Below are 11,680 nucleotides of genomic sequence, written 5' to 3' on the forward strand. Positions count from 1 at the left end.
CGTCCCTTTTGTCATGATTCTTGTGGGCCTGATGGCAAGCATCGCCTCGCCTGCGTCGGCCATCACCCACGGTTCGGTCGATAAGACCGCTCATCCGGAAGTGGGAGCCCTCATCGGCGAGAAGCCGGAAAGCGACGGCACGTGGTCGTACTGCACCGGCACCCTCATCTCGCCGACCGTCTTCCTCACGGCTGCCCACTGCGGGAACGAGGGCCAGAAGACCGCCCGTGTCTCCTTCGCCAGCCACTACCAGCCCGGCGAGAAGCTGTACGCCGGACGCTACGTGGCCGACTCGAGGTACAAGGGCGACGCCTATGACCTGGCGGTCGTGATCTTCCCTGAGCCCGTCACCGGCATCACGCCGGCCAAGCTGCCCACTCTGGGCCTGCTCGACCAGCTCAAGGCCGACGGCACTTTGCAGACCGCGCGCTTCACCCCGGTCGGGTACGGGTCGCTGGACCCCACGAAGAAGCGGCACGGATGGCGCTACCACTACACCGACACGCGCAGCCAGACCTCCATCTCCTTCAAGCGCCTCGGCAGCAGGTGGCTCGACCTGACGCCGAACCCCTCCCGGGGGGAGGGTGGAACCTGCTACGGCGACTCGGGCGGCCCCAACTACCTCGGAGGCCCCGACTCGAACCTGCTCGTCGCCACGACGATCAGCGGAGTGGACGACGCCTGCCGGACGACCAATGTCGACTACCGCCTGGACATCCCCGAGGTCCGGGAGTTCATCGGCAAGTACGTCACGCTTCCCTGACCTCCATCTCAAGTTGGGGGTAGACGAATAACCCCAATGGGGGTATGAATGATGCATGCCTAAGATCAACGTGTATCTGCCGGACGATCTCGCAGAGGCGGTCAAGGAAGCGGCACTGCCGGTGTCCGCGATCTGCCAGCGGGCGCTGGAGCAGGCGGTGCGCCGGGTGAGCGCCATACGCGAGAGCATCCTCGGCGATTTCGAGATCGACGACCCCCGGCTGTCGCACTTCACGCCCAGGACCCGCGCCGTCTTCCGGCTGGCGCTCGAACGCGCCCGGGCCGAGAACGCCGCCGGTATCGGCACCGAGCACCTGCTCGCAGCGATGCTCGCCGAGGGACAGAACCTCGCCCTGCATGTCCTGCGCGCCATGGAGGTCGAGCCCACCCTGGTCGAGCGCGACCTCGCGAGCCGCCGCCCGTCCGCGCCCGCCGCAGCGGCCGGGCCGGAGCATCCCGGGAACGAGGGAACGCCGAAGGACGGCCCGAGCCGGTTCGACGCGCACGCGGCCAACGCCCTCGAACTGGCGGTCACCGAGGCCCATGCGCTGGGGCACAACTACATCGGGTGCGAGCACCTGCTGCTCGGCCTGGTCGCCGAGCCCGACGGGATCGGCGGGCAGGTGCTGCGGGATCGGGGCGCCGAGCCGCGCCTCACCCGCCGCGCGGTCGTCGCGGCGCTCGCCGGCTACGTCCACCTCCGGGCTCAGGCACAGGACGCCTCCGCAGCCCAGGTCGCCCCTCAGGGCGCCTCCCAGACCGCCGCGCAGGCCGTGGCCGCGGTCGTCCGTCAGGAGATCGCTCCGCTTCTGCGGCGCATCGAGCGGCTCGAGCGGCACACCGGAGTCGCCGCGCCCGCCGAGGGCGAGGCCTCGTGACCGGGCGCGTGCTGCTGGTGGCGACGGGCGACGTCATGGCGTACGCCCGTCACACCGGCCGCCCGGGGCTCGCGACCGCCGCCGACCTGCTGGCGGCCGTACCCGGCGATCTCGGCGTGGAGGTCGTGACCGAGGACGTGCAGGCCGAGCCGAGCTGGGACACCTCGCCCTCCACCATGCTGGGGCTGGCCCGGCGCGCCCGCTCGGCCCTGCTCGACGAGGGGTTCGACGGCGTGGTCGTCACCCACGGCCTGGACACGATCGAGGAGACGGCCTTCCTCACCGACCTGCTCGCGGGCCCTGCGGCTCCACGCGGCGGCATCGTGTTCACCGGCGCTGTGCGCGGGTTGGACGAGCTGTCGAGCGACGGCCCGCGCAACCTCGCGTCGTCCCTGGTCGCCGCCGCCGATCCCGCTCTTCGCGGCGTCGGCGCAGTGGTCTGCGTGAACGACGAACTGCACGCGGCCCGCTGGGTCGCGATGACCGACGCGACGGGCATGTCGGCCCTCTCCTCCGCCCCCGCGCCGATCCTCGGCCGGGTGGCGGACGGCCGGGTCGAGATGACGGCGACGCCGCCGCCGCGGCCCCCGGCCGCGCGGGGAGAGCCGGAGACGCACGTCGCGCTGATCAAGACGTACCCGGAGATGGACCCCGTGCTCGTCACGTCCGTCGTGGACGCCGGAGCCAGGGGCGTCGTGCTCGAGGGCACCGGCGCCGGGAACATCCCGATCAATCTGTACGCCACCCTCAGCGAGCTGGCGGAGTGGGACATCCCCGTGGTGGTCGCCTCGCGGTGCCGCACCCGGCCGGTCGGCCTGGAGGACCTGCCGCCGGCCCTGGGGCTGGCCGCGAAGGTCGGCGCCATCGGGGCCCGCGGGCTGGCCGCGGTGAAGGCCCGGTACGCCCTGATGGTGGCGCTCGGCGGGGGCGGGCGGCGCGCCGTCCGCGACTGGTTCGCCCGCCTCTGACCGCCGTCAGGCACGCCCCTCCTTCACCGGCGCCGGAGCGGCCTCCACCTGCGACGGCTCGCCGTACGGGCCCGCCGCGCGGCGGGCCGCGGCCTGCGAGGCCGCGGCGTCGGTGTTCGGCGGGCAGCCGGAGACCGGCATGCGCAGCACGAACATCGCGCCGCCGTGCGGCGACTCCTCCGCCACCAACGTGCCGCAGTGGGCCCGGGCGATGTCGCGGGCGATGGCCAGGCCGAGCCCGGTGCCCCCGCGGCCGCGGCTGCGCGCCGTGTCGGACCTGGCGAACCGCTCGAAGATCCGCTCCCGTTCGCGCATCGGGACGCCGGGACCGTCGTCGCCGACCCACAACTCGACGAAGCCGTCGTCGCGCCGGAGCCCGACCTCGACCACGCTCCGGGCGTGCCGCTGCGCGTTGTCGAGCAGGTTGGTCAGCAGACGGGCGAGGTGGCGCGGCGCGGCGTGCATCCTGACCCCGTCCGCGAGCTGAAGGCGCACGGCTATCCGGTCGGTCCGGCGCGCGACCTCGTCCCTGACCAGGGCCGACACGTCCACGGGCTTGCGGCCCGGGGCCGTCGCCCCCACCTTCGCCAGCAGGAGCAGGTCGTCGATGATCGCTTCCAGTCGCTCCACGTCGAGCAGCGCGTCCCTGAGCAGCGACCGCAGATCGGTCTCCTCGGGGTGAAGCTGCGCCTCCTCCAGTTGCGTGCGCAGGCCGGCGAGCGGAGTGCGCAGTTCGTGGGAGGCGTTCGCGGCGAACTCGCGCTGCCGCCGCAGCGCCCGTTCGGTGGTGAGCTTCGCCTGCTCGATGCGGGCGAGCGTGCTGTTCACGGTGCGGGCGAGCCGCGCGATCTCGTCGTCCCCGGCCGGTACGGGCACCCGGGTGTCCAGGTCGTTCACGTTGACGGCGGCCAGGTCGCTGCGGATGGCCTCGACGGGGCGCAGCGTGCGTCCGGCCACCTTCCAGGTGGCCCAGGCGGTGAGCAGCACGAGCACGGAGACCTCCGCGGCGAAGAGCAGATCGAACATCGCGACGGGAGTGAAGCCGTCGATGGGGCGTCCCGCGTACACGACCGGAGAGTCGGGCCCCGGCATCACCCGCAGCGCGGACAGACGCAGGCAGCCGATCCCGTCGTGCACGCATGCCTGCAGGTCCTGCATCGGATCCTGTTGGGACGGCCAGAAGGAACTCAGCGGGGGCCTTCCCCGGGCGGCGGGCGACGCGGCGAGCACCCGCCGGTTCGGAGCCACCACCTGGACCAGGTCGATCCCGGCCACCTGCGGGGTGATGATGGTGCGAAAGTGGCCCGCACGCCACGCGGCGGCGGTGAGCGCCGCCTCCTGCCGGGCGTCCAGCCAGACCGCGGTGGAGAACGCCTGCCGCGCCAGCACGCTGCCCAGGATCCCGGTGGGGATCAGCAGCAGGGTGGCGAGCGCCGTGATGAGGACGGTGATGCGCCCTCGGATGGAACTAGGCCGGAACCTTCGCAGTAAAGGTGGGCCGCTGACGTTCATCGCCGTCCTCCTTGCGATGACATTCCCCTGCGGCACTGGCGGCGGGCGGCTTTGCGGCGACGGCGTGGCCACCCGGACAACCTGCTGTGCCGGTGAGATTCGGAATGAGGCTCGCAGCGGCAGGCGGAGTGGTCGCTGAGGCGTTCTGCCTGGTCAGGCCGCTACTTCTCGGCTGGGCACCACGTTAGCACTAGACTTGAAGAGTTCAAGTAAAAGAACTGTTCAAGTTGTTTTGTGATCGGCGTCGGCTGTCGTTGTCCGTCGGCGATGGCGGGAACTCGCCCGGAAGTCTGATCGTTGCCACTGTGGTGGAGTGGCACTCCCACTTGTAGGGGCACCACTCCTCGGGCACCATCCCCACTAGGCCGCGCAGCGGCTGATCAGTGAGTCGCGTCCTGGAGGAAGCGAATGGAGAGTAAGAACCCCATATTCAGTCGGCGCGGGGCGACTGGTCAGCAGGCGTGGGCCGGTCCTGCGCCCAGCGTGCAGCAGCTGAACCAGATGTACGCCGCACCCTCGTACGCTCCCCCGGCAGCGCGGGCCATGACGATCGACGACGTCGTGGTGCGCGGCTTCATGACCCTGGGCACGCTCGTCGTGTCGGCGGCCCTGGCCTGGTACTTCAACCTCGGCTGGGGGCTGGCGGCGCCGGCGATGATCGTCGGCCTGATCCTCGGGCTCATCGTGTCGTTCCGGCAGAGCACGAACCCGGCGCTGATCCTCGGCTACTCCGTGTGCTACGGCGTCGCCATCGGCGTGCTGAGCCACATGTACAACGATGTCTACAACGGCATCGTCCTGCAGGCCGTGCTCGGCACCATGGTGGCCTTCGGCGGCACGCTGGCCGTGTACGCGCTGAAGATCTTCCGGCCGACTCCGAAGTTCGCCAAGTTCGTGATCGCCGCCGCGTTCGGCGCGGTCGGCCTGATGCTGATCAACTGGATCGCGAGCATCTTCGTCAGCGGTGGCCTGGGCCTGCGCACCGACAGCCCCATCGGCTGGGTCTTCAGCATCGGCATGATCCTGCTCGGCTGCTTCTTCCTGCTGCTCGACTTCAGTGAGATCGAGCAGGGCGTGCGCGCCGGCGTGCCGGAGCGCTACTCGTGGCTGATGGCGTTCGGCCTGACCCTGAGCCTCGTCTGGCTCTACCTGGAGATCCTCCGCTTCATCAGCTACTTCACCAACAACGACTAGCCCTACGAGCGAAGGGGTGCCGTTCCTCCGGGAGCGGCGCCCCTTTGTTGCGCTATATCAGGATCTGGTGATCGGCACCGCAACTTTCGATCAACATCCTGTAACAAATCAATGCCGCTGAGGGCTTGTCAAGCGCGGACCGGTGATGCACTGTGACACAAAGCAGCCTTTTCCGTGGAGGTGCCCATGTCGTTGAACCACTCACCGGAGACCCAGAACAAGCTGATCGCCCGCGTCCCGTCCATAACCGGGCGCGACCTCCCAGAGTGGTTCGAAGCCATCGACAACGGCCCGTCGTTCCTACGCTGTGAAGAGCGGGCCAACTGGCTCGCCGACGAGCACGGGCTGAGCCACGGCTACGCCGCCGCCATCGTCCTCGAGCACGAACGGCGTCGTCGCTTCTAGAGAAGGAGCGCGGGAGGGGACAGTGACATCCCGCGCATACCGGCAGCCGTCCCGAGATCCTGTACGGCGACTGCCACCCCGAGTCAGCACTGACGCGCCCGCACCGGTCCGGTGCGGGCGCATCATTGTTCTATGGATCTCGACAAGGCGCGTGAGTTCGTCAGGAGCAACCACCGAGCGGTCATGCTGACCCGTTATCCGGACGGGCGGCCGCAGACCTCCCCCGTGACCGTCGGCTGTGACAAGGACGGCTACATCGTGATCAGCAGCCGCGAGACGGCCGTCAAGACCCGCAACCTGCGGGAGAACCCCCAGGTCGTGCTCACTGTGATGACCGACGCCTTCTACGGCGAGTGGATGCAGATCGAGGGCACCGCCCACATCGTCTCGCTGCCGGACGCGATGGAGCACCTGGTGCAGTACTACCGCGATATCAGCGGCGAGCACCCGGACTGGGACGACTACCGCGCCGCGATGATCCGGGACAAGCGAGTGATCATCCGGGTGGAGCCCACCCGCGCGGGCCCCGACTACCACGGCTGAGTCCACGCCGGTCCCGGCCCCGGCCGGGACCGGCGTGCAGCCCCTCGCTCAGGACAGCCGCTCCAGCACCATCGCCATGCCCTGGCCGCCGCCGACGCACATCGTCTCCAGCCCGATCGACTTGTCGTGGAACCGGAGGCTGTTGACCAGCGTGGAGGTGATGCGGGCGCCGGTCATGCCGAAGGGGTGGCCAACCGCGATCGCGCCTCCGTTCACGTTGAGCCGCTCGATGTCGATGCCCAGCTCCTGGTAGGACGGGATCACCTGGGCCGCGAACGCCTCGTTGATCTCGACCAGGTCGACGTCGCCGATCGACATGCCCGCGCGGGCGAGAGCCTGCCGCGACGCCTCGATCGGGCCCAGTCCCATGATCTCGGGGGACAGGCCGGTGACGCCGGTCGACACGATCCGGGCGAGCGGCGTGATGCCCAGCTCGGCGGCCTTGGTGTCGCTCATGACGACCACCGCGGCGGCGCCGTCGTTCAGGGGGCAGCAGTTGCCCGCCGTCACCGTGCCGTCCGGCCGGAAGACCGGCTTGAGCTGCGAGACCGCCTCGTACGTCGTGCCGGCCCTGGGGCCGTCGTCCTTGCTCACCACGGTGCCGTCGGGCAGCGTCACCGGGGTGATGTCGCTCTCCCAGAAGCCGTTGGCGATGGCCTTCTCCGCGAGGTTCTGCGAGCGCACGCCGAACTCGTCCTGCTCGCGCCGCGAGACACCCTTCATGGCCGCGACGTTCTCGGCCGTCTGACCCATGGCGATGTAGACGTCCGGCAGCGCGCCGTCCTCGCGCGGGTCGTGCCACACCGGCGCGCCGCCCTTCGCGGTCTCCTCCGTCCGCGCCTTCGCCTCGTCGAACAGCGGGTTCTGCGCCTGCGGCATGTCGGAGCTGCCGTTGACGAAGCGGGAGACCGTCTCGACGCCCGCCGAGATGAACACGTCGCCCTCGCCCGCCTTGATGGCGTGGAACGCCATCCGGGTCGTCTGCAGGGAGGAGGAGCAGTAGCGGGTCACCGTGGTGCCCGGCACGTCGTCGAGCCCGAGCATCACCGCGACCACACGTCCCAGGTTGTGGCCCTGCTCGCCACCGGGGAGCCCGCAGCCGAGCATGAGGTCGTCAACGTCGTTCGGGTCGAGCTGCGGCACCTTCGCCAGCGCGGCGCGGACCATCTGCACGGTCAGGTCGTCCGGGCGGATGTCCTTCAGTGACCCCTTGAAGGCGCGGCCGATCGGCGACCGCGCGGTCGCCACGATGACTGCCTCGGGCATGTGACTCTCCTGCCTGATCTCGTGCCCCTCCACTCAGGGTTCGGGGGGCCTCCTTCCCGGAGGTTACCCCTCGGTACGCCGCCCGCCACGCCCCGGGCCCCACTCACCAGAATTTTGTACTACTGCACAGTGTTTCCCGCTCGCTCGGCGTCTCCCTGCTCATCCGTACATGCCGGGGGTGGTGGCGGTGCCGTCGTTGACGGCGTGGAGGCCGCCCTTCTCGTCGCGCCACAGGCGCCAGCCGTTCTGGCTGCCGGTGAACCAGGAGGGCGGCGCGGAGGAGGAGTCCTTGCGCTTGCCCGTGGCCAGGTCGAACTCGCACAGCGCCGCGATCGAGTAGAACCCGGGGATCATGCCGCGCAGCGGCAGCGGCTTGGGGTCGGTCACGCAGAACGACCAGCCGGTCGCGCCGCTCACCGGGGTCGGCTCGCCGGTGCTGAGGTCGAAGACCGAGCCGGGCGCGTCGCGCTTGAGGAAGCCGAGCTTGTTCATCTCGGGCGGGAAGGCCAGCCACCAGCCCGACCCGGGGACCTGGGTGGGCGTGATCTGCCCCAGGACCCGTCCGGTCTCGGCGTCGAGCCGGGCGAACCCGCCGTACTGGCCCTGCTCGTCGACCGGCCGGACGACCGGCGCGTACGCCGGGTTGCCGCTGGGGTAGACACGGACGACGGACGGCCGCATCCAGTCGACGGTGCCGTCGGCGAGACGCGCGGAGAACAGGCCGAACGTCGAGGTCTCCTTGGTCTCCGGGTTGGTGTACGGGGCGACGTATCCGATGATCTTGTCGCCCGTCGCGCCGAAGGCCCAGCCCCCGCTCAGGTCGACATCGGGGCCGAGGGCCTGCTCGATCGGCAGCTGCCAGACGGTCTTGCCGTCCTTGAGCGAGCGGGCCTCCAGCACCGGGTGGGAGGCGAGCCTGAGCAGGACGACCTTGGACGCGTCGGACCACTCGACCTCCGCGATGCCGGCCAGGCGCCACCTCACGGCGCCGTTGCGCGGGTCGAGGACCACGACGCGGGCGGACGAGAGCGCCGTGTCCTCGGAGGCGCAGACGTACGGCCCGCAGCGCTGCGGGCCGAAGGTGGACCGCACGGGCCTGGTCCACTTCTGCTGCCCGGTGCGGGCGTCTCTCGCGACCAATGTGGCGCCCTTGTGGCCGGCCGCGGCGGGGTCGAGCGCGACCACCACGGCCTGCCCGCCGCCGGTCTCCACCGTCGCCGGAGCCTGCACACCCATGCCGGGGAGCCGGCCCGCCATCGTCGCGGGATGCGCCCACAGCCGGCGGCCGGTGGCGAGGTCGAGGGCGACGGTCTCCAGGGAGCCGTCGGGCCGCATGGAGGTGGCGGCCGCGACGCCGCCTCCCGTGGTGGCCCGGCTGACCGCGTTGACCTGCGTGTTCTGCCAGGCCGGGTAGTCCTTGGCGGCCTCGTCGCCGCCGGAGCAGCCGGTGAGGACCCCTCCGGCCAGCAGGGCGGTCGCGGCGAGCGCCAGAGCGGGTTTCACGTGGTTCAGCTGGGGCCGGATCATTTCGCTCCTACAGGGGGTGATGGCCCGGCCGCAGGAGGTGACCGGCTCTAGGCGTTCGGAAGCGGCCCGGGTCTCCGGCGGAGCAGCGCCGCCCACCGTCCGTGGGGGCCGAATGCCCGGCCGGCGACACGGGTCGCGGTGACCTCGGTGCCGGGTTCCTCCACGGCCATTGCGGCCAAGAGGTATTGCGATCCTTCGACGCGCACGGGTTCCGGCTCGGGCCACAACCCCAACGCGGCGCATACAGACGGTAGCACTGCGTACGCGGCTTGTAGGTAACCTCGGGCAGATGGATGAAAACGATCAGGTCCGAACATCTCGGCCGGGTTCGCGTCGAATTCGGGTCCGAGCAGGTCGGCGAACGCCACGGTGCGCCCGCCCGCCTCGATGACGGCGACCGTCTGGGCCGCGGCGAGCTGCCGCGACCAGCGCCGGGTGACCCATCGGAGCGGCTGCGCGATCGGGCGTACGGTGCCGAGGTCGGGGCAGGTGCCCACGACCACCTCCGCACCGGCCTCGCGCAGCCGGCGCACCGCCTTCTGCAGGTGCCGTACGGCCCGGGCCGGCAGGGTGGCCGTGGTTACGTCGTTGGCCCCCACGAAGACGATCGCGATCTCCGGCCGGGCCTCCAGCGCGCGGTCCACCTGGACGCCGAGGTCCACCGACGCCGCGCCCGACTGGCCGACCACGGTGAGGCGCACCGGGCGCTCGGCCACGGCCGCGAGCCCGTACGCGACGCGGACGGCGGGGGTGTCCTCGGGGCGGGTCATGCCGAGGCCGACGGAGGTCGAGTCGCCGAGGACGGCCATGCGGATCGGCTCCCCGGGAAACGCGCCGTACACGCCGTCGGCCTGCGGGCCGTCGAGGCCGTGCGGCTGCCCGACGATGCGCCTGGCCACCATGGCCTCGGCCATCAGCAGGCCGTAGGTGACCGCTCCGAGGACCGTGAGCCCGCCTCCGCCCAGGGCGGCGGCGGTGGCGATGCGCCGCGCGGCGCGCACCGCGCCGGACGTCCAGATCACCCGCCCTCCTCACGCTCACGGTACGGTTTGAAGAAGAAACTAGCCGAGTTCCGGCCACCCCTATCGGAATCCCGGCTGACGGCAGGCTGACAAGCTTCGGCAAACAAGGTGGTCATCCCGGTGCGCGTACACGACTCGCTGGTGGAGCTGATGGGCAACACCCCGCTCGTCCGGCTGCGCAAGGTCACGGCGGGCGCGCCCGCCCAGGTCCTGGCCAAGGTGGAGTACTTCAACCCCGGCGGCTCGGTGAAGGACCGCATCGCGGTGCGGATGATCGAGGCGGCCGAGCGGAGCGGCGAGCTCAAGCCCGGCGGCACGATCGTCGAGCCGACCTCGGGCAACACCGGAGTGGGCCTGGCCATCGTGGCGCAGGAGAAGGGCTACCGCTGCCTGTTCGTCTGCCCCGACAAGGTCGCCCAGGACAAGATCAACGTGCTCCGGGCGTACGGCGCGGAGGTCGTCGTCTGCCCGACCGCCGTCTCGCCCGACCACCCCGACTCGTACTACTCGGTGTCGGACCGGCTGGCCCGCGAGATCCCGAACGCCTGGAAGCCCGACCAGTACTCCAACCCCGAGAACCCGGCGAGCCACTACCACTCCACCGGCCCGGAGATCTGGGAGCAGACCGAGGGCAGGATCACGCACTTCGTCGCCGGCATCGGCACCGGCGGGACGATCAGCGGCACCGGCAAGTACCTCAAGGAGGTCTCCGGCGGCCGGGTGAAGGTCATCGGCGCCGACCCCGTCGGTTCCGTCTACTCCGGCGGCACCGGCCGTCCCTACCTCGTGGAGGGCGTGGGCGAGGACATCTGGCCCGCGACGTACGACACCACGATCTGCGACGAGATCATCGCTGTCTCCGACAAGGACTCCTTCGGCATGACCCGCAGGCTCGCCCGCGAGGAGGCGCTGCTCGTCGGCGGTTCGTGCGGCATGGCGGTGGTGGCGGCCGTACGGGTGGCGCAGGCCGCCGGGCCGGACGACGTCGTGGTGGTGCTGCTGCCGGACGGCGGCCGCGGCTACCTGTCGAAGATCTTCAACGACGAGTGGATGGCCGACTACGGCTTCCTCACCACGTCGAGCGAGGAGGGCCTGGTCGGCGACGTGCTGGGGCGCAAGACGCCGGGGCTGCCCGAGTTCGTCCACGTCCACCCGCACGAGTCCGTCGGCACCGCGATCTCGATCATGCGGGAGTACAACGTCTCCCAGCTGCCGGTCATGAAGGAGGAGCCGCCGGTCATGGCGGCCGAGGTGATCGGCTCGATCGTGGAGCGCGACCTGCTGGAGGGCCTCTACCGCGGCCGGGTGCGGTCCGAGGACGAGATCGGCGGCCACATGTCCGCGCCGCTGCCCATGATCGGGTCCGGTGAGCCGGTGGCCCGGGCGGTCGAGGCGCTGGAGAAGGACGACGCCGCCGTGGTCCTCGACGACGGCAAGCCGGTGGGCATGGTCACCCGCCAGGACCTGCTGGCCTTCCTCGCCAACCACTGAGCTCCACTGGCCGGCCACTGAGCCGACCGACTGAGCCGACGACTGGGCCGGCCACTGGGTCGACGGCCGATGCGCCCGCCGGGACCAGGCGAGCCGGGCGGCTACGCTCGAC

At 70.8% G+C, this 11,680-nt stretch carries 11 protein-coding genes; 7 read left to right on the forward strand and 4 right to left on the reverse strand.

Translation table 11 applies throughout. The features are described from left to right. Positions 1-100: 100 nt before the first annotated feature. The 3 genes from ABZ860_RS15910 to ABZ860_RS15920 are packed head-to-tail and all read left to right on the forward strand — an operon-like array spanning position 101 to position 2,608. Positions 101-763: a trypsin-like serine protease gene (locus ABZ860_RS15910; protein WP_357220414.1), complete on the forward strand. Its 663-nt coding sequence runs from the start codon at positions 101-103 to the stop codon at positions 761-763. A gap of 55 nt (positions 764-818) precedes the next feature. Then, entirely contained in the window at positions 819-1,640 is an 822-nt protein-coding gene (locus ABZ860_RS15915) for a Clp protease N-terminal domain-containing protein (protein ID WP_357220416.1), read from the forward strand. Beyond that, positions 1,637-2,608, forward strand: coding sequence for an asparaginase (locus ABZ860_RS15920; protein WP_357220418.1), 972 nt, complete (start codon positions 1,637-1,639; stop codon positions 2,606-2,608). Before ABZ860_RS15915 ends, ABZ860_RS15920 begins: the two co-directional genes overlap by 4 nt. 6 nt (positions 2,609-2,614) lie before the next feature. On the opposite strand, the gene ABZ860_RS15925 is transcribed toward ABZ860_RS15920, so the two are convergent. Further along, complete coding sequence (locus ABZ860_RS15925) at positions 2,615-4,120, reverse strand: ATP-binding protein (RefSeq protein WP_357220420.1); 1,506 nt, start codon at positions 4,118-4,120, stop codon at positions 2,615-2,617. 408 nt (positions 4,121-4,528) lie between these two features. Between ABZ860_RS15925 and ABZ860_RS15930 the strand changes: the two genes are divergently transcribed. The 3 genes from ABZ860_RS15930 (at position 4,529) to ABZ860_RS15940 (ending at position 6,262) form a co-directional block, all read left to right on the forward strand. Continuing rightward, on the forward strand, positions 4,529-5,314 hold the full coding sequence (locus ABZ860_RS15930; RefSeq protein ID WP_357220422.1) for a Bax inhibitor-1/YccA family protein: 786 nt from the start codon (positions 4,529-4,531) through the stop codon (positions 5,312-5,314). Positions 5,315-5,500: 186 nt separating this feature from the next. Then, the gene (locus ABZ860_RS15935; protein WP_079315686.1) at positions 5,501-5,719 is read left to right on the forward strand and encodes a DUF4287 domain-containing protein; all 219 of its coding nucleotides are present in this window, start codon (positions 5,501-5,503) and stop codon (positions 5,717-5,719) included. 132 nt (positions 5,720-5,851) lie between these two features. Further along, complete coding sequence (locus tag ABZ860_RS15940) at positions 5,852-6,262, forward strand: PPOX class F420-dependent oxidoreductase (RefSeq protein WP_357220424.1); 411 nt, start codon at positions 5,852-5,854, stop codon at positions 6,260-6,262. A gap of 48 nt (positions 6,263-6,310) precedes the next feature. Here the strand turns inward: ABZ860_RS15940 and ABZ860_RS15945 are convergent, their stop codons facing one another. The 3 genes from ABZ860_RS15945 to ABZ860_RS15955 all read right to left on the reverse strand — a co-directional run bounded on the left by ABZ860_RS15945 (position 6,311) and on the right by ABZ860_RS15955 (position 10,077). Next, on the reverse strand, positions 6,311-7,528 hold the full coding sequence (locus ABZ860_RS15945) for an acetyl-CoA C-acetyltransferase (RefSeq protein WP_357220426.1): 1,218 nt from the start codon (positions 7,526-7,528) through the stop codon (positions 6,311-6,313). Positions 7,529-7,687: 159 nt separating this feature from the next. Further along, positions 7,688-9,055 (reverse strand): PQQ-binding-like beta-propeller repeat protein, encoded by a 1,368-nt coding sequence (locus tag ABZ860_RS15950; protein WP_357220427.1) that lies wholly within the window; start codon positions 9,053-9,055, stop codon positions 7,688-7,690. A gap of 47 nt (positions 9,056-9,102) precedes the next feature. Then, positions 9,103-10,077: an SGNH/GDSL hydrolase family protein gene (locus ABZ860_RS15955; protein WP_357220429.1), complete on the reverse strand. Its 975-nt coding sequence runs from the start codon at positions 10,075-10,077 to the stop codon at positions 9,103-9,105. Positions 10,078-10,197: 120 nt separating this feature from the next. On the opposite strand from ABZ860_RS15955, the gene ABZ860_RS15960 reads away from it, so the two are divergent. Then, the gene (locus ABZ860_RS15960) at positions 10,198-11,568 is read left to right on the forward strand and encodes a cystathionine beta-synthase (RefSeq protein WP_357220431.1); all 1,371 of its coding nucleotides are present in this window, start codon (positions 10,198-10,200) and stop codon (positions 11,566-11,568) included. Positions 11,569-11,680 lie beyond the last annotated feature (112 nt).

The organism is Microbispora sp. NPDC046973 (assembly GCF_040644495.1).
In the GTDB taxonomy this organism is placed as follows: Bacteria; Actinomycetota; Actinomycetes; order Streptosporangiales; family Streptosporangiaceae; genus Microbispora.